This is a genomic window from Haloarcula sebkhae (assembly GCF_014647415.1).
Taxonomy (GTDB): Archaea; Halobacteriota; Halobacteria; order Halobacteriales; family Haloarculaceae; genus Haloarcula; species Haloarcula sebkhae.
Window position 1 is genome coordinate 336,380 of the sequence record NZ_BMPD01000003.1, and the last position, 20,070, is coordinate 356,449.

Annotated in this window: 16 protein-coding genes; 7 read left to right on the top strand and 9 right to left on the bottom strand. The window is 63.9% G+C overall.

Annotation, left to right across the window (positions count from 1 at the left end):
* From IEY38_RS11465 to btuC, 3 genes are all read right to left on the bottom strand, one after another.
* Complete coding sequence (locus tag IEY38_RS11465) at window positions 1–2,430, bottom strand: DEAD/DEAH box helicase (RefSeq protein WP_188977907.1); 2,430 nt, start codon at window positions 2,428–2,430, stop codon at window positions 1–3.
* A gap of 71 nt (window positions 2,431–2,501) precedes the next feature.
* Complete coding sequence (locus IEY38_RS11470) at window positions 2,502–3,773, bottom strand: ATP-binding cassette domain-containing protein (protein WP_188977910.1); 1,272 nt, start codon at window positions 3,771–3,773, stop codon at window positions 2,502–2,504.
* On the bottom strand, window positions 3,770–4,840 hold the full coding sequence (gene btuC, locus IEY38_RS11475) for a vitamin B12 ABC transporter permease BtuC (RefSeq protein ID WP_188977911.1): 1,071 nt from the start codon (window positions 4,838–4,840) through the stop codon (window positions 3,770–3,772). The genes IEY38_RS11470 and btuC overlap by 4 nt, the downstream gene beginning before the upstream one ends.
* 58 nt (window positions 4,841–4,898) lie before the next feature.
* Here btuC and IEY38_RS11480 point away from each other — a divergent pair, with 58 nt between their 5' ends.
* The 3 genes from IEY38_RS11480 to IEY38_RS11490 all read left to right on the top strand — a co-directional run bounded on the left by IEY38_RS11480 (window position 4,899) and on the right by IEY38_RS11490 (window position 8,725).
* Window positions 4,899–5,987: a PGF-CTERM-anchored ABC transporter substrate-binding protein gene (locus tag IEY38_RS11480; protein ID WP_188977912.1), complete on the top strand. Its 1,089-nt coding sequence runs from the start codon at window positions 4,899–4,901 to the stop codon at window positions 5,985–5,987.
* A 4-nt stretch (window positions 5,988–5,991) separates the two neighbouring features.
* The gene (locus IEY38_RS11485; RefSeq protein ID WP_188977913.1) at window positions 5,992–6,720 is read left to right on the top strand and encodes a 5-formyltetrahydrofolate cyclo-ligase; all 729 of its coding nucleotides are present in this window, start codon (window positions 5,992–5,994) and stop codon (window positions 6,718–6,720) included.
* A gap of 85 nt (window positions 6,721–6,805) precedes the next feature.
* Window positions 6,806–8,725, top strand: a complete 1,920-nt coding sequence (locus IEY38_RS11490; protein WP_188977914.1) for a hybrid sensor histidine kinase/response regulator — start codon at window positions 6,806–6,808, stop codon at window positions 8,723–8,725.
* On the opposite strand, the gene IEY38_RS11495 is transcribed toward IEY38_RS11490, so the two are convergent.
* The 3 genes from IEY38_RS11495 to IEY38_RS11505 all read right to left on the bottom strand — a co-directional run bounded on the left by IEY38_RS11495 (window position 8,726) and on the right by IEY38_RS11505 (window position 14,662).
* Window positions 8,726–10,126 (bottom strand): dihydrolipoyl dehydrogenase family protein, encoded by a 1,401-nt coding sequence (locus tag IEY38_RS11495; protein ID WP_188977915.1) that lies wholly within the window; start codon window positions 10,124–10,126, stop codon window positions 8,726–8,728.
* 90 nt (window positions 10,127–10,216) lie between these two features.
* Entirely contained in the window at window positions 10,217–12,733 is a 2,517-nt protein-coding gene (locus IEY38_RS11500; protein WP_188977916.1) for an efflux RND transporter permease subunit, read from the bottom strand.
* 3 nt (window positions 12,734–12,736) lie between these two features.
* On the bottom strand, window positions 12,737–14,662 hold the full coding sequence (locus IEY38_RS11505) for a COG1361 S-layer family protein (protein ID WP_188977917.1): 1,926 nt from the start codon (window positions 14,660–14,662) through the stop codon (window positions 12,737–12,739).
* A 204-nt stretch (window positions 14,663–14,866) separates the two neighbouring features.
* Here IEY38_RS11505 and IEY38_RS11510 point away from each other — a divergent pair, with 204 nt between their 5' ends.
* Window positions 14,867–15,487, top strand: a complete 621-nt coding sequence (locus tag IEY38_RS11510) for a TetR/AcrR family transcriptional regulator (protein WP_005535931.1) — start codon at window positions 14,867–14,869, stop codon at window positions 15,485–15,487.
* On the opposite strand, the gene IEY38_RS11515 is transcribed toward IEY38_RS11510, so the two are convergent.
* Entirely contained in the window at window positions 15,484–16,056 is a 573-nt protein-coding gene (locus IEY38_RS11515) for a response regulator (RefSeq protein ID WP_188977918.1), read from the bottom strand. The genes IEY38_RS11510 and IEY38_RS11515 overlap by 4 nt on opposite strands.
* A 94-nt stretch (window positions 16,057–16,150) precedes the next feature.
* Between IEY38_RS11515 and IEY38_RS11520 the strand changes: the two genes are divergently transcribed.
* Both IEY38_RS11520 and IEY38_RS11525 read left to right on the top strand, forming a co-directional pair.
* A complete protein-coding gene (locus IEY38_RS11520) occupies window positions 16,151–16,759 on the top strand; it encodes a hypothetical protein (RefSeq protein WP_049943989.1) in 609 nt (202 codons plus the stop codon).
* A gap of 76 nt (window positions 16,760–16,835) precedes the next feature.
* Window positions 16,836–17,123, top strand: a complete 288-nt coding sequence (locus tag IEY38_RS11525; protein ID WP_170098416.1) for a hypothetical protein — start codon at window positions 16,836–16,838, stop codon at window positions 17,121–17,123.
* On the opposite strand, the gene IEY38_RS11530 is transcribed toward IEY38_RS11525, so the two are convergent.
* Window positions 17,120–17,971, bottom strand: coding sequence for an NAD(+)/NADH kinase (locus IEY38_RS11530; RefSeq protein ID WP_188977920.1), 852 nt, complete (start codon window positions 17,969–17,971; stop codon window positions 17,120–17,122). The two genes, IEY38_RS11525 and IEY38_RS11530, sit on opposite strands and share 4 nt — an antisense overlap.
* A gap of 108 nt (window positions 17,972–18,079) precedes the next feature.
* Between IEY38_RS11530 and IEY38_RS11535 the strand changes: the two genes are divergently transcribed.
* Window positions 18,080–19,270 (top strand): KaiC domain-containing protein, encoded by a 1,191-nt coding sequence (locus IEY38_RS11535; RefSeq protein WP_188977922.1) that lies wholly within the window; start codon window positions 18,080–18,082, stop codon window positions 19,268–19,270.
* Here IEY38_RS11535 and IEY38_RS11540 read toward each other — a convergent pair.
* On the bottom strand, window positions 19,267–19,980 hold the full coding sequence (locus IEY38_RS11540; protein WP_188977924.1) for a DUF4013 domain-containing protein: 714 nt from the start codon (window positions 19,978–19,980) through the stop codon (window positions 19,267–19,269). The two genes, IEY38_RS11535 and IEY38_RS11540, sit on opposite strands and share 4 nt — an antisense overlap.
* Window positions 19,981–20,070: the final 90 nt, after the last annotated feature.

The following is a 20,070-nucleotide window of genomic DNA, read 5'->3' on the forward strand; positions in this document are numbered from 1 at the left end:
TTACTGTTCCGTCAGCCCGTCCAGCAGGTGTATTGCACCGTGTTTGTCCAGCGGGTCGTTGGCGTTCCCGCAGTGAGGTGACTGCACGCAGGCCGGACAGCCGTTGGCGCAGTCACACGCGCTCAGCATCGACAGCGTGGTGTCCATCAGCGGCCCGATGTCGTGGTAGCCGGCCCGCGTCAGGCCGATACCGCCGGGGTACCCGTCGTAGATGAAGATGGTCGGCTCGCCGGTGTGGGGATGGCGCGGCGTCGACAGGCCGCCGATGTCGCCGCGGTCACAGAGGTACTCGAAGGGGAACATCGAAATCATCGCGTGTTCGGCGGCGTGGATGGCCCCAGGGAAGTCGCCGGTGTCACCACCGTCGGTCGCTGTATCGCCGGGCTGACCGCCGCCACCGCTTCCGCTCTCGCTCCCGGGTGCGCTTTCGGCTCCGTACGCGCCCTGCCGTATCTCGCTTTCCAGGTCCGACGGCACGGTGTGGTACAGCGCCTTCGTCTCCAGCGTCGTCTCGGGCAGGTCGAGTGAACGCTGGCCGAGTACCTCCCCGGAGGAACCGTCACGGCGCTCGTAGCCGGTGATCTGCTTGCGCATCGTCACTGAGGCGAAGCGGACCGGTACGTCCTCGCGGGTCGGCAGTCGCCGCTCCGCCAGGTCCGCCTCAACGGTGATGGTCTTGTCGTGCAGGACGCGAGTGAAGTAATCGGCCCACGTCCGGTCGAGTTCTGCTACACCTGTATCGAGATCGAGGTCTATCACCTCGTAGCGCCGGCCCTGATGGTGGTAAATCGCGCCGGGGTGCGCATCACGGAGTGCGTCCTCGACGGAGAGTTTCGCTATCACGTCACCCTTAGCCACGAGTTTCACCTCGCCGTCGTCGACGGTCCGTAGGTTCATTTCGTGGTGTGGACTCCCGTTTCCGAGCCAGCGCATTCCCTGGTCGGTCTGGCGGCGGTCGAGCTTCCCGGCCGATTCAAGGCCGGAAACCACGTCGGGGAACGTCTCGCCGAAATGACGGTCGTCGTTCGGCGAAAGCCAGTTCTCACAGGCGGCCGTGTGGACGTGGTCCGGGAGGAGTTGCTCGTTTTCGGGGTTGGTCACGGCCTGTTCAGCACCTGTTTCGAACAGCGCGTCGGGGTTGCGCAGGACGTACTGGTCCAGCTGGTCCTCGCCACCGACCAGCGCGACGAGCGCAGGGTCGGTGCCGCGACCGGCCCGCCCGGCCTGCTGGAAGGCCCGCATCCGCGTGCCGGGGTAGCCGTCCAGCAGGACGGCGTCGAGGCCGCCCACGTCGACGCCCAGTTCGAGCGCGCTGGTCGACCAGACGCCCCGCAGGTCACCGGATTGCAGGCCCTGCTCCAGTTCACGCCGGCGGTCGTCGGTCAGCGCGGCCTGATACGCGCCGACACCGTCGGCGAGGGTGTGCTCGCCGCGGCTCCGAAGTTCGTCGGCGCTGTCGCTGGCGTACCGCTCGGCGGTCTGGCGCGACCCGGCGAAGACAACTGTCTGGAGACCCCGTTCGACGAGGTCCACGAACAGCTGTTTCGTCTCGACGTGATTCGACTTCCGGCGGCCGCTCCCCCAGCCGTCACCATCGTACTCCGGCGGGTTCCACAACAGCCAGTGACGTGGTCCGCTGGCGCTCGCGTCCTCGTCGACCAGCGCGAACGACGGCTCGGGCTGGCCGGTGACTGCTGCCGCGTGCTCCACTGGATTGCCGATAGTCGCCGAGCAACAGACCCACTCCGGGCCGCCCGCCGTCCCGCCGTCGCTCCCCGCGCTGCCGCCGGCGTCGAACCGCTCTGCGACGCGCTGGAGGCGGCGCATCACCAGCGAGACGTGGCTACCGAACACGCCGCGGTAGCCGTGGACCTCGTCGATGACGACGGTTTCGAGCCGCTGGAAGAACCAGTCCCACAGCCGGTGAGCGTGGGGCAGGATGCCGTAGTGGAGCATGTCCGGTGTCGTCAGCAACACGGTCGGCTGGCGCTCCCGGATGGCCTCCTTCTCGGATTTCGACTGCCGGCCGGTGTACTGGGCGACGGAGACGCCGGAGGCAAACCCGAGTCCCTGCGCCAGTTCCGACAGCGTCTCGGTCTGGTCGTTGATGAGCGCGACCTGCGGGGCGATATACAGCGTCGTCGCCCGGCGGTCGAGCGCCCGCTCGAACGCCGGGACGGTGTAGGCGAGGCTCTTACCGCTCGCTGTCTCGGTCGCGAGAACGACGTTGTCACCGGACCGGACTGCCTCGATTGCGTCCACCTGGTGTGCGTAGAGGTCAGTGATGCCCCGATCTTCGAGGACGCCGGCAAGGCGGTCCGCAACCTCGCAGTCCGCGGTCCGCGCGTCCCGGCCCGGGACCGTCCGCTGATCGACGATCTGTCCCTCGTAGTACGGCCGGTCCCGGAGCCACGAAATTGTATCGTCCACGGGCGACGTATGTGAGCGAAAAGTATCGGTGTTGCTGTTCTCGGCCGGAGACACCTCAGTCGGCGGTGGACTCAGTCCGTGGTCGACTGATTGAGTGGTAGTGTCGCGTCGCGCTCCGATGCGGGCGGCAGGGACGCGACCGATGCGGGGAGCGCAGCCAGCGGTACGGTGTCATGAGTGGTGCTGGTGTAGTCGCTCTCATCCGTCTCGACAGCGAGGCAGGTACCGCCAGCCCTGACGACCGGGCTGTTGCCGTCACCGGTTTCGCCTGCTATCACGACGGCATCGGCGGCTTGCGCGAGTTCGACTGCGCGTTCGCGGGCCGCGTCGTCGATGCCAGCGAAAGCCGGGACCGTAACCGCCTCACAGTCGAGGTCCCGGGAGCGCTCGGCGGCTGCGTCGCCGGCGGGCACAACGCCGACACTGACACGACAGCCTGCCCCGACGAGCGTCGAGACGGCGGACGCCGCCGGCTTGCCGGTCCCGACGACGTGGATGCGGCGGTCGACTGTCTCCCGGTCAGCCAGCGGCGTCACGAGCGGCGCGTCGGTGCCGGGCTGGGTCGTTACCAGCGTCTCTGCGTCGAAGGCGTCACGGAGCGTATCGCTTGTGAGAACATCGGCGGGACGGCCCGCAGCACAGATGCCGCCGCCGGCGAGCAACACCAGTTTGTCGCAGTACCGGGCGGCCAGATTGAGGTCGTGAATCGCAGCAATGGCTGTCTTTCCGTCCCCGACCAGTGTCCGGACGAGTTCGAGCGTCCGGACAGCGTGGTTGATGTCGAGGTTCGCCGTTGGTTCGTCTAGCAGGAGCACCGGTGTCTCCTGTGCAAGCGCCCGAGCGAGGAGGACGCGCTGGCGCTCGCCGCCCGAGAGCGAGGTGAACGGCCGGTCGGCGAACTTGGCAACGCTCGCGCGCTCCATCGCCGTCTCGACGGCGCTCCGGTCGCCGTCGTCCATTCGGTCGAACCGGCCGAGATGCGGTGTCCGCCCCATCTCGACGGTCTGCCTGACGCTGAAGTCGAACGACAGCGAGGTTCCCTGCGGCGTGCTCGCGACGAGGCGACTCACCGCTTTCGCCGAGCGGTCCGAAATGGGCTCGCCGTCGACACGAACTGTTCCGGTGTCCGGGTTGAGCGTCCCCTTCACCGCTCGCAGGACGGTCGTCTTACCCGCGCCGTTGGGGCCGACGAGGCCGACGAGCGACCCACGGTCGACGCTGAAATCGACGCTCGAGACGACCGACTGCTCGCCGAAGGATACCGCGAGGTCGGACACGTCGAGCATCGGCCCGGAGCGGCCCCGCTCTGGGTCTGAACTGTCGTGCGCGGGCTGTTCGCTCACAGTTCGTGCACCTCCCGCTTCCGGAGCAGATACAGGAAAAACGGCGCGCCGAGGACGGCGGTGACGATGCCGACCGGGACCTCGGCGCTGCCGGAGCGCGCGAGGGTGTCCGTCGCCACGAGGAACGACGCCCCGGCGAGGGCCGCCGTCGGGAGGAGTATCCGGTGGTCAGGCCCGACGAGCAGCCGCATCACGTGGGGAACGATGAGGCCGACGAAGCCGACGATACCGGCGACGGCGACGCCCGCCGCCGTGATGACAGCCGATAACGCGAGCAGGACACGCTTGGTCCGCTCGACCTCGATACCGAGGCTCTGTGCGTCCTCCTCGCCGAGCAGCATGACGTTCAGGTCGCGTGCGTACGCCAGCAACACGACGAACGGGACGGCGACGAGCACGACGCTGCTGGTCACTTCGGGCCAGGACGCCCCCTTGAGATGGCCCATTAGCCAGTACAGCGCCCGGCGGATACTCTCGCCGCTGTGGAGCAACAGGAAGGAGACCACCGCGCCAAGAAACGTCTGTATCGCGACGCCGGCCAGCAACAGCGTCGCGACCGGTGTCCGGCCGTTCCGCGTGGCGATGAGATAGACGCCGAAGGCCGCGACCAGCGCACCCACGAAGGCCGCGCCGCGGAGGCCGAGTCCGAACGGGATCACGACCGGCGCGACGATGAAGCCGACCGCGCCGACCGCTGCGCCGGAGGAGACGCCGATGATAGAGGGATCAGCCATCGGGTTCCGGAAGATGCCCTGCATGATCGTCCCTGCGGCGGCGAGCGAGAAGCCGACGACCGCGCCCAGCAGTATCCGGGGGAGTCGGACCTGCATCACGATCTGTGTCTGAAGGTCGCTTACTGCATAGGAGAACACATGGGCCGTGGTCACGTCGACGGCAGGGCCGGAGACCGAGATGCCAGTCGGGACAACGACGGCGTTGAGCAGCACTTTCCCGACAACGGCGGGCGGGATCCACACCGGGCCGATGCCGGCGCTCGTCGTCACCACGGCACAGAGGACGGCGACGAGCCCCGACGACCACCCGACGGTCCGACCCGCGAAACGCATGTATGAAAGCCCAGTTGCAGTAGATAAGTATTTATTGCTCCTGACACCCGCCTAGGGTATGCGACGACCTTCTCTCGTCTGTGTCTTTGTCTTGCTTGTCGGCTCGCTTGCGGGCGTCTCTCCGGCCGCAGCAACAACTGCCACGCAGGCCGACGACTGCTCGTTTCCCGTCACGATGACCGACGCGACCGGGACCGAGGTCACCCTTGAGGAACGCCCGGAGCGGGTTACGACGACCAACCCTTCGGCTGCCCAGACGATGTGGGAGATCGGTGGCCGCTCTCAGGTGGTCGGGCTCACCCAGTATGCAAGCTATCTTGACGGGGCTGAGAGTCGAACGAACGTCTCCGCGAGCTTCGGCGTCAACGTCGAGCGCGTCGTCAGCACGAACCCGGATCTGGTGATCGCGCCGAACGCCAGCGCCGGTGACGTGGCCCCGCTCCGACAGGCCAGACTCACCGTGTATCACCTCCCCGCCGCGACAACGATCGAGGACATTCGGGCCAAGACGACGACTGTCGGCCGCCTGACCGGTAACTGCGAGGGTGCGAGCGAAGCCAACGCCTGGATGGACGCGAACGTCGATTCCGTTCAGCAGGTCACCGCGGACGCCGAAGACAGACCGACGGCGCTGTATCCGCTTGGCGGCGGGTACGTAGCGGCGGGCAACACCTTCGTCACGTCGCTCATCGAACTCGCGGGCGCAGAAAACGTCGCGGCCCGCAACCACAAGAAATACCCACAGCTCAGCAACGAGGTCATCCTCCAACTCGACCCAGAGGTCCTCTTCGTCACCGAGAACACGGCGACCATCGCGACGACCGAGCCGTACGCCAGCACGACCGCGGGCGAGACCAACGCGACAGTCACCGTCCGGGCTCGGAACATCAACCAGCCCGCCCCGCGGAGCGTGGTCTCGTTCGCCCACAACGCCACCGCACAGCTCTATCCGGACCGGTACGACGCCGACAGCTACGTTCCCCGGTCGGCGGTGACCAAAACGAGCGAGTCCACGCCCGCGGACCACACGCCAAGCGCTGACCAGTCCACGACCGACGCCAGCGGTCCCGGATTCACAGCTGTCGCGGCGCTTGTCGCACTGCTGGCGCTGGTCTGCACACAGCAGTTCCGCCGCCGGAGGTCGTAGCGCCATGGACAAACAAGCTATCCGTGAAACAGTCTGGGACGCGCTGGAAGAGCGCGATATCGCTCGGTTTCCGTTTCCGCCCCACGACCGGATTCCGAACTTCGCGGGCGCGAGCGAGGCCGCACAGCGCCTGGCCGAGACGGCGGTCTGGGACGCCGCCGAGACGGTCAAGGCGAATCCGGACTCGCCACAGCTCCCGGTTCGACGGGCGGCGTTGCGGGCCGGCAAGACGGTGTATATGGCCGTGCCACGGCTTCGGGACGAGCGGTGCTTCTACGAACTCGACCCCGACGACCTCGACGACATCGAAGCCGCGCCGGCGATTTCGAACGTCGCGGATCACGCCCGACAGGTCGGCCCCGAGGCGGTCGGGAGCGTCGACCTCGTAGTGTCGGGATCGGTCGCGGTTACCGAAGACGGCGCGCGAATCGGGAAGGGCGAGGGGTACAGCGACCTCGAATACGCCGTTCTCCGTGAATTGGGGCTAGTCGACGGAACGACGCCGGTCGTGACGACGGTCCACGAACTTCAGATCGTGGGCGGTCCGGCGGGCGTCGTCGACACCACTGTTCCCGTCGACGACCACGACGTGCCGATGGACTGGATCGTGACGCCGGACCGCACTGTCGAGACGGCGACCACACACACGACGCCAACGGGCGTCGATTGGGACGCGCTTTCCGCGGACCGTATCGACGAGATTCCGGTGCTTTCCTCCCGCCGCCCCGACTGAGCGACCGGGCGCTATACCGGCTCAAACCCTGGTAATGAAAGCTTACCGGCGGTACAACTTTACCGCCACATGCCTTGGAAGGAGTATGGATACACCCGTGGCCACGCCGAACCGTCACGGGGCGGATGGAACTACCGGGCGGGTACGCGTTCTCTATGTCGACGCGGACTGCGACGACATCACGGCGGTCAAAGAGACGCTGACTGGTAGCGCCGACGAGTTCACTGTGACGGTATGTGAGACGGCGGACGACGCGCTCAATGCCCTCGAAGACGCGTCCTACGACTGCGTCGTTAGCGAGTACCGACTCCCGGACCGAGACGGAATCGAACTGCTACGGGTCGTTCGGGACCAGTCCTTTGACCTCCCCTTTCTCCTCTTCACTGACGGCGGCGACGAGAGCGTAGCCAGCGACGCTATCTCTGCTGGCGTCACAGACTACGTGACGAAAACGCCGCTTTCGGAGCAGACGGAACTGCTCCGACAGCGAATTACCTCCGCTGTCGCCCGCTATCAGGAGGAGTCGGACATCCTCGACCGGATGACCGACGCGTTCTTCGCGGTCGATGAAAACTGGGATTTCACGTACGCCAATGAACGCGGTCGCCGCGTCATCGGCCGTGCGATGGCGGGGGACGGTGAGACCACCGACTTGCTGGGGCAAAACATCTGGGAAGTGGTCCCGTCCCTCGAAGAAACGGAGTTCAGCAAGCAGTACCGACAGGCGATGACCCAGCAGGAGCCAGCGTCCTTCGAGGCGTACTTCGAACCACTGCAGACGTGGTTCGAGGTATCTGTGTACCCGTCGCCAACCGGGATTTCGGTGTACTTCCGTGACATCACTGAGCGGCAAAAGCACGAGGAGGAGATCAGGGGTAGAGAGCGGACGCTTCGAGAGATTTACCGGGTCATCTCCCGCAAGGATCTCGATTTCGAGGACAAGGTCGAGCGCCTGCTCGAAATCGGGCAGCACGCCCTCGGAACCGAAACGGCTGCGCTCTCACGCATCGATGGCGATATGTACGTCTTCGAAATCGTCTGCGACCGGACAGGAGCCATCGAGGCGGGCGATGCAGTCCCGCTGGACGCGACGAACTGCGAGCGGGCCGTCGTCGAGGAGCAGACACTGGTCCTCGCCGACATCGCCGAAGACCGACCGGAACTGGCTGAACGGGCTGGCTACACGGAGATGGGCGTCTCCTGTTACCTCGGAACGCCCGTTGTCGTCGACGGCTCGGTGTACGGCACGTTCTGCTTCTACGGCACGGAGCCCCGCGATTCCTTCTCCGAGTGGGAAGTCACGCTCGTGGAGTTGATGGGAAACTGGGTCAGCTACGAACAGGAGCGCGAACGCCGCGAACAGGAACTCACCCGCGAGCGAAACCGACTGGAGAAGTTCGCCAGCGTCGTCAGCCACGACCTCCGGAACCCGCTCAATGTCGCGTTCGGCCGGCTCACGCTTGTCGACGAGGCGTACGACGGGGACCCGGAGCACGTCGAGGCACTCCAGCGGTCGCTCGAACGGATGGACGAACTCATCGACGACGTACTCGCGCTCGCCCGCGGCGGCCACAAAGTCATCGACGCGACCGAAGCGTCGCTAGACGATATCATTACGGCCGCCTGGGACACCGTCGAGAGTTCGGACGCGACGCTCGAACGCGCCGACACGGACGCGCGGATCACGGGCGACCAGACGCGCCTCCAGCAGCTCTTCGAGAACCTCTTCCGAAACAGCGTGGACCACAGCGACGACCCCGTGACCGTCCGCGTCGGGACACTCTCGGGTGGACGTGGGTTCTACGTGGCCGACGACGGCCCCGGGATTCCCGAGGCCGAGCGTGACGAGGTGTTCGAGCGCGGCTACACCACGAGCGACGAGGGGACCGGCTTCGGGCTGGCTATCGTCTCCGAAATCGTCGACGCCCACGGTGGCCGGATGACTGTTACAGAAAGTGCGGACGGCGGGGTACGATTCGACGTGACCGGTATTCAGGTGGAGTAACTATAGCTGGTCGACGCAGTCCCGGATGAGGCCGTCGACGTTTTCGGGGAGCGTCGGGTGGTAGGCCCGGTCCGGCAGGTCACGCACGTCGAGTCCCAACTCGACGATGATCTGGAACGCTTTGGCGAAGCTGTCTGCGTGATAGTGCATCCCTTGCCATCCGAGCACTGTCCCGTCGTCTGCGTCGACGACGAGCTTCGCAAGCCCCTCGGGCACGTCTTTCGACTTGAACACGCCATCGTCGCTGGCCTGTCGTGTCACCGTGACGACGTCGTAGCCCGCCTCTTTCGCCGTCTCCTCGTTGTGGCCGACGCGAGCGAACGGATACACGCCCAGCCCGGAGAAGATGACGTGGTGGTGGACGTTCCGGTATTCTTCGAGTGAGCCACCGGCCTCCTGCTGGAGGATATTCTCGGCCGCGGTGAAGCCTTGCTCTTTGGCGACGTGGAGAATCGGCTCCTTGCCGTTGACGTCGCCGACGGCGTAGATGTGGTCTGCGTCACGAGTCTGCATCGTGTCTTTCGCCCAGTCGCCTTCGACGGAAACGGGTGTGTTCTCCAGGCCGAGCCCCTCGACGGTCGGGCGACGACCGGTAAACAGGAACAGCTGGTCGGCCTCGAACGTCTCCTCGCCCCCGTCGTCGTACTCGACGGTGAGGCGGACGCCGCCGTCCGCAGTCTCCTCCAGCTCCTTTTCGTAGCAGTTCGTCGGAATGGTCACGTCCCAGTTGTCCTCGTAGATGTCGAGCGCCTCGTCGCCGAACTCCGGGTCGCCTTCGTCGATTGGCCGGTCGTCGTGCTCGATAACGGTGAGCTCCATGCCGCCGGCCTCCGCCAGATACGGGACCAACTCCATCCCGATGTACCCGAAGCCCATCACGATACCTGAGTCAGGGAACTCCGTCGCATCGAGTACCTGGTCGCTGGTCATGAAGTCGACCTCGTCGATGCCGGGCGTGTCCGGGACGTTCACGCTGGAGCCGGTCGCGATGACGACGTAGTCGGCCTCGTGTTCCTCGCCGCCGGCCCGAACCGTGTGCTCGTCGACGAACGTGGCAGTGTCGTGGATGAACGTCACGTCGTCGCGCTCGGCCATCTCGTGGACGGAGTCTCGGCGGTGCCCGGCCCAGCCCAGCACGTGGTCGTCCTTGCGTTCGACGACGGCCTCCAGATCAACGTCGGGCACGTCGCCGACGAGACGGTCGTCGTGGCGCGCCTGAAAGCGATGTGCCCCTGCGGAGAGCACTTCCTTCGATGGCATACAGCCACGGAGGATACAGAGGCCGCCGCCGGGCTCGCCGTTGTCGATGAGCGTGAGTTCGATGTCGTCCGCCTCGACAAGATCGCCGGCGACTGCGGCCCCGGCACTTCCATACGCGCCGATGATAACGACGTGAGTCATACCAGTGCTAGGACGATGCCAGCAAATAAAGGCTTCAGTGGCGTGTTTCGCCCGGACACGACCGGGGTGGGCCGTGCCCGCGGCCACGGTTCAGTCGTCGCCGTCGACGGGTGCGGGTGGACGCGATCGCCCCAACCCGAGTAGGCCACGAACCGACCAGTCAGCGTTGAACACCCGGTCCCAGACGACGAGCGCGGAGGGAATCACCAGCAGGGAGGTGAGGAACGCGTACCCGATCGACATCGCTGTCAGGATGCCGAACTGGCCGATTGCAGGGAACACAGCCAGCCCGAGCACACCGATGCCGAATGTCGTGGTGAGCATACTCCCGAACAGCGCCCCGCCAGTCCCGCGAACGGTCCGGTCCAGTGCGGTTTCGAGGTCGTTTTCTTCGAACTCGTCGGCGAACCGGTGGGTGACGTGGACTGAGTAGTCGACCCCCAGCCCGATAGTTATCGCCAACATCGTCGCTGTGAGCGCGTTGAACGGGATGCTGAGCAGTCGCATCGTCCCGCCAAGCCATGCCACTGTGACGACAACAGGAATCATGTTTACGAGGCCGAGCGACGGCCGCCCCTCCAGCATATTGTAGATGAGGATGAGGAACACTGACGACCCGACAAGCGCAATCGCCAGTGACTGGATAGCTGACTCCAGGATGAGGTCTGAGACGGCCTGGAACACGACGACTGTGCCGGTTGCCGTCGCCTCGTACCGGAAGTCGTCGGCAACGTTTCTCGTATCGGCGGTCACCTCTGCGTCGCTCGCGTCCGATTCGACTGTGTAAACGACACGTGCGCTCCGGTAGTCCTCGGTGATGTACTCTAGCGCCGTACTACGGGCTGGCGAGTCGAGCAGATACTCGTATATCTCCTCAAGATTATCGTCCGGGACCCCGTTGTCGTTCCGGTCGTTGCGCTCGACCATCCGGCGGAACTCGGGGTCACGCTCTGCCTGATCTTGAATGACCGTCACGATAGATGTCGAATCAGCCCGCCCGTCTTCCCGGACGAACGAGTCCGGCGGGTTGTTACCCGCCCGATACATCTGTTCGAGCGCCGCGTCGTTCCGCATTGGTCCCTCTACGTACACCGTCGCCTCACTGGACTGGGTCGTATCGAACCGCTCATCGAGGAGGTTCGTCACCTCCGTTACGGTGTATTCGCTTGGGGCGAACGGTTCCGGCAGGGCCTCGACGAAGTCCGGATTCTCCTCAGGCGGCAGGAAGTCCTCCTGACTGAATGAGGTCGAGACGCCGGTGGCGTAGTAGCTGGCACCGACCGTCGACACGAGGATGAGTACGAGGAAGATGATCGGAGCGCGGTTCGCGATGACGACACCGCCGCGCAACACGCCGCTGAGTGCCGAATCCTCTGCGCCCAGCGGCGTCTCGCTGAACGTCGGGATGGGGTAGCGCTGGCGGAGCCGGTCCAGTTCCACCTTTGCTGCGGGCAGGAACACCCCGAAGATGAGGAAGGTGAACGTGATACCGACAGAGGCCACGTAGCCGAAGTCCTGAATCGGCGGCAGTGCGCTGGTGAGATTCGCGGCGAACCCGATGACCGTCGTCCCGGTCACAATGAAGAACGCGACAAGCAACTGGTCGGTCGTGATCCGCATCGACTTCTGGATAGATTCTCCGGTTTCGCGCTCCTCTCGATACCGGTTGACGGCGTGAATCCCGAAGTCGATACCGACTGCCAGTAACAGCGGTGGCACGGCAATGAGCATCTGCGAGAAGGGGATGCCGGCAAGCCCCATGAAGCCGAACGTCCAGACAACGGCCATAAACAGCGCGAGCAGGCCCAGTGCCATGTCTGCGAGGTCGCGGTAGGCAATCGTCAGGAAAAACAGGATGAACAGCACTGCTGCGGGCACCGTCAGGATGAGCGAGTCGCCGACGACGTTCGAGAATTCGTCCGCGACGATACCACTGCCGAACAGAGTAATGCCACCGTGGTCAGCGCTGGTGACAGTGAACCCGGCCTGTTTCTGGATGCTCGTCAGCGGACTCGAACCACCCTGCCCCGACCCGGAGGAGATGCCGGCCGGGACCTCGTGTGTGACGACGCCGATGGTCGCCGACGCCGAGGCAGCTTTGCGGTTGAAGTCCTTGCTCAGTAGCGATTCGAACCGGGGATTCTGCTCGGCCGCGCGCCTGGCGGCGGCATCGATCTCACTTGGCGTCGCTGATTCGACAGCATAGATCTGCTGTTCGGTCGTTGTCGCCTCCGGGTTTAGCTGTTGGGCGACGATGCTGGCGGCGCTTGACGTCGACGTGACACGGAGTTCCGCGTGCTGTTCTAATCGATGCTGTGACCTGAGCATCCGAAGCAGCGCCGGCTTCGAGAGCACGTTGGTCTCCCGCTGGATGAGCTGTGTACTCCCTGTATCCGGTGAGAAGGTCGGCGAGAACTTGTCATTGACCTCCTGCAGTGCCTCCTCAGCCGGCAGGTCGGTCGTAAACTGCGATGTCCCGGAGTTGGTCGAGACGCTCCCGAGGCCGGCGCTGAAGACCACCGTCACGACTAGGAAGAGAAGCACCACCTTCCGTGAATCGTGGACGATGCGGTCGTCCGCCCAATCGATGTAGCGCTGGTAGTCCATGCGTTAGCGGAACCTGAAGTAGCCGCCGATGGCCAGGGCGGCCACGAGTGCAACGCCGATAATCGCCGTTAGCGGCGAACTGCCACCGCCGGAGTTGGTCACCGAGACGGGAAGCCGGTAGGTGTCGGACACCGGCGTATCTCCGTCCGGCTCCTCGTACTGGAAGTCGACCGAGACGGGGTAGCTCTTCGTCATCGCGGCACCGCTTGCGCTGATACCGAACTCGATGGTCGTCGACTCGCCCTGGTCGAGACTGTCGATGTACGCCTGGTCGTCCGAGACGGAGATTGGGGACTCTGCGAACAGCTTTGCCTCGATATCGGTCAGTCGCTCACCGGCGTCGTTGGTGATAGTCACTTCGAGCGTGCTGGACCCACCAACGTTGACGGACGCGTTCGTCGACTCGACGAGGAACTCGTCGGCGCTGCCGTCGACGCTCTGCCGGATTTCGAGCGTGTCGCTCTCGCGCTTATCGCCCTCGCTGTTGCGGTAGTTGGCGACGAAGTCGAACTGCCGCGGGCCGGAGTTCGCGTTGTCCGACACGTCGGCGTCGAACGAGACGGTCGCTGACTCGCCCGGTTCGAGGTCACCGACCGCGTACTGGGTCTCTTTCGGTGAGATGTTGTCGTGGGTGCTCGCCCAGTTCAGAACGACGTTGCGGACTGTTCGGTCCCCGGTGTTGGTCAGTGACGCTTCCAGCGTGCCATCGTCACCTGCCTGCAGGGACGATTCGACGTCACCCATGGCGAAGGACTGTTCGGGCTCGGGTGTGAGTCCCAGCGAGATGTCGTCAGCGACGCCGGCATCGCCTTCGGGATCGTCGTAGCTCACTGACGCCGACAGGGCGTAGCTCTGTATCTTGGCGTCGTCACTTGCGCTTGCGTCAACACTCACTGTTCGCGTTTCACCGGGCTCCCAGGAGCCGATGAACTGTGACGTGGATTCGGACTGCCCGAACGTAATCTCGCTGTTCTGCGTGGTAAGTGTCACTGTCGCGTCTGAGACCGTGACAGGCCCGTCGTTGCGCAGAGTCACATTGTAGGTCCCGGAGTCACTGACAGCAACGTCGCTATCAGTACGTTCGACAGTGAACGTTTGCTCGCGGGCAGGTGTAATCCCGAGCGAAGAGGCCGAGGTACTCTTTCGTACCCCGTCCGTGTCGTCGAAGTCGACTTGCAGGTCGAACTGATACGGTTCGGCTCTGGCGTCACCGCTTGCACCGACGCGGTACCGGAGCGTCCGCTGTTCACCAGCCTCCCAGGTATCGATGAACCGGGAGCTGCTGGTGTCGCTACCGACTGTGAGTTCAGGGTTCGTCGACTCCAGCGTTACTGAGGCTTCCCGGGCTGGTTCGTCACCAGTATTCTCGACGGTGACTGCGACCGTCCCGACCGAGTCAACGCGCGCCCCTGAATCGACGCTCACCACGTCAAAGGCCGCGTCGTCGTCGATTTCGAGTTCGAGTTCGATCCGTTCGGTGGTGGATTTTTCGTCACGTGCGCCGTCACCCTCGGAAATGTAGCTCGTGTATTCGTACTCGACAATGACGGGAACGGTGTAGTCTCCGGGACTTGCGTCGTCATCGACGCTCACCTCGAAGGAAATCGGCTCTGTCTTGCCTTCCGGGACGGAGCCGACGGCCTGCTTGTTCGTTGTCACCGTGATCGGGGCATCTCCGTCATTGACCTTGACTGTGGTACCGCGGGCGGTCGTTACTTCGCTACTCCGAACCGCCTGCGTCGTCGGACCGGAGTCGACCGTGCCGCTGTTGACGAGCACAACGTCGAGTGTCGTCTCCTCACCGGGCGTGACGGTATCATCGACGAACGTTGCGTCGAAGTCGGGGCTCCCGGATACGGCGGCGATCGCCGTTCCGGACGCCATGAGCAATGCGATAACAGCCAGCGTCAGTAATGTTCGTGGTTTCATGCGTAGGACACTTCGGACATTCCTTACCGTTTGTTTCTGTCCGGAGCGGAGGTCATGCTTGGGAGATCGGGATATAAACCCACATACGTCTGTGCAGACTCCCGTCCGAACCGTGTACATCGAACGAACGTTCGGTCGCCTATCAACGTTGTGGTTCAGTAACAGTGGGAAGGTATTTACTTCCCGAACGAATATTCGGTCGGGATGAGTGATGGAATTCCGTTTGCCGGGGAGCCGGCGGACTCGCACGAGGCAATAATGCGAGCTACATTTCGTGCCCTCCGGGAATACGGGTATGCCGGACTTTCGATACAGCGAATCGCGGACGAGGCCGACCTCAGCAAATCGACGTTCTATCACCACTTCGATGGCAAGGAGGACCTTCTGCTGTCGTTTCAGGAGTTTATCCTCACGGAGTTTAACCGCATCTTCCAGATCGAGTCGACCGGCGACCCCGAACAGGACATCAAGACGTTTGTCAGCCTCGTGCTCGACGATTTTCCTGACTGCGTCGAAACGCCCGAGAAGAACGCCGTACTCGGTTCATACGTCGAGATGCGCGCTCAGGCAGTCCAGAATCCGGACTTCCGCGAGAAGTTCACTGAGACGGACGAACTGTTTACTCGGCAACTCGTACAGATCATCGAAGACGGCATCGAACAGGGGGTCTTCGCCGAGGTCGACCCCAACACGGTTTCGCGATTCATGATCACGATACTCGACGGTGTAATCCTTCAGAGCGCAACACGCAACGACAACCCTGTCGCCGCGGTTCGGGACACCATCGACGAGTACATCGAAGAGACGCTGATTCTCGACACCTAGCTTCGGCTGATCGACTGGTACGTCTCCTTCAGCTCCTCGAAATCATCGTTTTCGGCGTGCAGCACCCACTCTAGTTCTCTGGCTCGTTCTTTCAGTCTGGTGTACTCGTCGTTTGACTCCAGTTGTGACGCGGATTTCTCGCGTTCCAGCACGGAGAGCTTCGAGGAGATACGGAAGTACTCGTCGAGCCTGTCGTCTTCGACGGACCTGTCGAGGTGCTGGTCGAGCGTCGACAGGAGCGTCGACTGGTCAACCGGCTTCTGGAGGTAGTCGTCGAAGGGCATCTCCAGAATGTTCAGGTCGGCGTCGACTGCGGTCAGCATGATAATGATGCCATCGTACCCCCGCTCGCGCAACCGTGAAAGCACGTCGTCACCGTGGACGTCGGGCATTCGTCGGTCGAGCAACACAGCGTCGAACTCCGGGCCGGCAGCGTCGAGCGCCGCCTGGCCACTGTATGCGACAGTTGTCTCGTAGCGCTCGCCGAGTTTCAGTGCCTGCGTGTCGGCGACGTCGTGTTCGTCGTCAACGACGAGTACCCGCGGTGGGCCGCCTGTAGTTCTGGACACGGTATTGGACAGGCCTAGGGCTGGCGACTGTATATGTCTTATCGGCACCCCTCTCTCGAAAAGGGTTAACCGATGGCCCATTGAGTGTGTACCGATGAGCAAGTCGTCGGCGGGCACAGGCGGTCGACATCGCCTTGGGAGCCTCGCGGCCGTGGTCGGTTGGATAGGGGCAGGAGCGGTCGTGTTTGCCACCGTCGCGCTGGTGGTGCAGTCCGTGTTTTCGCTCGCGTTCTCGGAACAGGTCACCATCGGCCTCGGTCTGGCGCTTGGCGGCGGGCTGGGCGGCGTTTCCTACCTTCTGGTGACTGATTCGCCCGGTGAGACGACTGACGAGACAATGACCGTGTCGGCAGACGCCGAGCAGACACCGGAGCCACAGCCGGTGGATCTCTTCGACGGTCATCCGGACCCGGTGTTGTACTTCGCCGATGAGGGCCATGGCCCGGTCGTGCGTGCAGCAAACGAGGCGTTCGGGACCACGTTCGACGTGCCGTCCGACCGCCTCAACGGAACGGCCCTCTCCGAGGCACTGCTCGTGGCTGGTATCGACGAAGTTGACGCCGAGACAGTCAGTACAACTGACCTCGATGTCGTGGCCCTTTCGACGGCACTCGACGAACCGAGACAGTTCCGGCTGCGGACGGCCGGCGCCCCGTCGGCCGGCTACCTCCTGCTCACGCCGCTGGGGACAACGGGCGATTGAACGGCCGAATGCCGCCCGCGGGTCGGCGGCGTAACGGAACTTTAAAGATTCCATCCCGGCGAGATTCTGGATAGGAATGCTCGCGTCACCGCTGCAACTCATCGATAGTTTCCTGCTGAACTACACCATCGGTGATGTCCTGCTACTCGGCTTTGTCGGTGGGCTCGTCGCAATTCTCCCGCAACGATCGCTCCGGATGCTGGGACTACACACGATTGCGCTGGGCGCACTGCTCGTGATTACGCCGGCGTCGGCGATGGAACCAAACAGTGCGAGCGTCCTCGCGTCGGCGTTCCAGTACAAACTGTTCGGTCTGGTCCTGCTCGTCCTCGCACCGGTGCTGTACGCCGTCGGTCGGCGTTAGGCCAGTTTGTCGAGTGCGGTGAAGAAATCAAGCGGCGGCCCGGCTAGCCGGACCGGCTCGCCCGCACGCGAGATCGTTATCCGCTCCGGCGGGACCACATCCTTTCGAACCCGACCGTCACTGACGACGACACCGCTGTCGGCGTCCGTGAGTTCGACGACGATTTCGCTGTCAACGTCGACGACCAGCGGCGGCGTCCCCGTTTCGTCTGCCATTCCGGTGACGATGAGACCGGCCACGTCGGGGTGGACGAGCGGGCCGCGTTCGCTGAGATTGTACGCCGTCGATCCGGTGGGCGTCGCCACCAGTACGCCGTCGGCGTGGCCGGACGTGTACAGCGAGTCGTCGACGTACACGTCGAGCGTCGCCCCGCCGCCGTGACCACGGCGCTCGCCCTGGACGACGACCTCGTTCAGCGCCGGCGACAGCTCCCAGTCGTCGCCGCTGGCCTGTAGCCGCGGCTTGGCCCGCGTCCGGGCGCTCCCGGTCTTCTGGATGTGTTCGACCTCCGCGACAACCGTCTCGACGGCTTCTTCGGGTGCGATAGCGTTTAGAAAGCCGACTTCACCGAGATTGACCCCGAGTATCGGCGTCGACCCCGCACCGCGGGCGGCGTACAGAAACGTCCCGTCGCCACCGATGCTCACGACAAGGTCACAGGCTGACATCTCCTCGACTGGGGCCGAATCGGGTACAGCGGCCTCCCACGCGTCGTGGTCACCCAACGCCCCGGCGGTCGTTTCGTCCACGACGACGGCCGCCGACGTGGCGCGCAGTCGGTCACACAGTGTACTCGCAAGCGACATGGCCCGGTCGTTGTCCCGCTGCGCGACGATCCCGACAGTCATTGCCGGACGTTCCCGCCGGCCGTATATAAACCCTCTACGACGGCAATTATATCAGTCCCGACGCGTATCCACTTCCATGGGCCGTTCGTGTGGCTGGTGGTCGTGCGTATGAGTGAGGACAACGAGTCCGACGACGACTGGTTCGAAAGTGCGCTGGACGACGAGGACGGCGACAGCGAACCAACGGAGGCTGAAGACACTTCGACGACACCATCCGGGAGCGATGCCGAGGAATCGGCGTCTAGCGACACTGTGCCGTTTGAGACCGACGGCGACGACGGCAACGCCGATAGTAGCCCGTTCGATGACGACGGCAACGACGACGGTAGCCCGTTTGACGATGGCAGCGCCGATTTTAGCGAAGACGACGATAGCAGCCCGTTTAGCGACGACGACAGCACCGCCTCTGGCGGGGACAGTGACAGCAGTCCGTTCGACGACAGCGGCGATGACCGCTTCAGTAGCGAGAGTGGGGCTGCCGACGCTGGGTCCCCCGGCAACGACGGCGGCGGGCTCTTCGACGACGACTTCGCCAGCGCGTTCGAGTCTGCCGGCAGCGGTGACGGTGACAGCGGTAGCGACTTCGAGGAGGAGTTCGAGTCCGACATCCCGCGGGTCGACATCGGTATCGAGGGCCTCGATCAGATGATTCAGGGCGGGGTTCCACAGCGCCACCTCATCGTCACCATCGGTTCGGCCGGAACCGGGAAAACGACGTTCGGGCTACAGTTCCTTCACCACGGCCTGCAAAACGGCGAGAACGCGGTGTTTCTGACCCTCGAGCAGTCTCATGACGCGATACTGGACACCGCCGGTGACCGCGGCTGGGGGTTCGAGGAGTACGAGGAACAGGGCCAGCTAGCGATTGTCGATCTTGATCCGGTTGAGATGGCAAACAGCCTCGATAACATCCGGGGCGAACTCCCGGCGCTCATTGAGAAGTTCGACGCCGACCGGCTGGTACTCGACTCCGTCTCGCTGCTCGAGATGATGTACGACGACCAGTCCCGTAGACGAACTGAAGTGTTCGATTTCACCCGATCGCTGAAACAGGCCGGCGTGACGACGATGCTTGTCTCCGAGGCCAGCGAGAGCAACCCCTTCGCATCCAGACACGGTATCATCGAATACCTGACCGACGCCGTGTTCATCCTGCAGTACGTCCGGTCAGACACCGGCGAGACGCGACTCGCCGTCGAGATCCAGAAGATACGGAACGCGAACCACTCGCGGGAGACGAAACCCTACGAGATAACGAACGACGGCATCTCGGTCTATCAGCAGGCCAACATCTTCTAAACCGTTGCCGTCCCGACCGACTCCGGTTCGTCCCGCTCGTCGAGTGCGGCGTTGTAGCCGCCGGCCCAGAGGTCCGTCGCGACGACCAGCACGTAGAAGGTGGCGAACGGACTGAGAATCACGGCGATGAGCGAGCCGATGAACGGGATGACGTTGAGCAAGTTCACCACGACGTTGACGGCAATGAACAGCGCAATCGAGACCAGCCACGGTGTCGCGTACTCCGGGGATAGGACCAGTTTCCGAAGTGTTCCGAAGTCGAACCCGGCACCGAACTCGCCGGTACAGGCGAAGTGGATGATGGCGGCCGTCGCCACGTAGCCGAACACCAGCGACAGGACGAACGAGATCGCCAGTCCGCCGAAGAGGCCGGCCAGACCGGCACCCGCTCCGGCGCGAGTCCCGGTCGCCATCGCGACCAGGCTGCCGCCGACGGTCACCCCGAACACGACGAGCGGGACGACCATGTACACGATGCCGATGACCCAGGCTTTGACGCCGTCGACGAGCAGGTCGCCCCAGTCTTCGAACGCCGGTGGCTGTGTCGCTCCGTCTGCCCGTTCGCGGACTGCCTGAACGAGATAGCCGTACACGAGGATGGCAGGGACGACGAGGAACGAGAGGAGGCTGAGGACGCCGCCGATGAGGACAGTCACGGTCCAGTCGTCGTCTTCCATGGGGTATCTGAGTGTATCCTCTAGCGAATCCATGGCTATTGATCACACTCCTCACAATTAGTTACAGACACCTTGCTGGGTTATTCGCTTGGCTTACCGCAGGACTGCAGTGTACCGACCCCA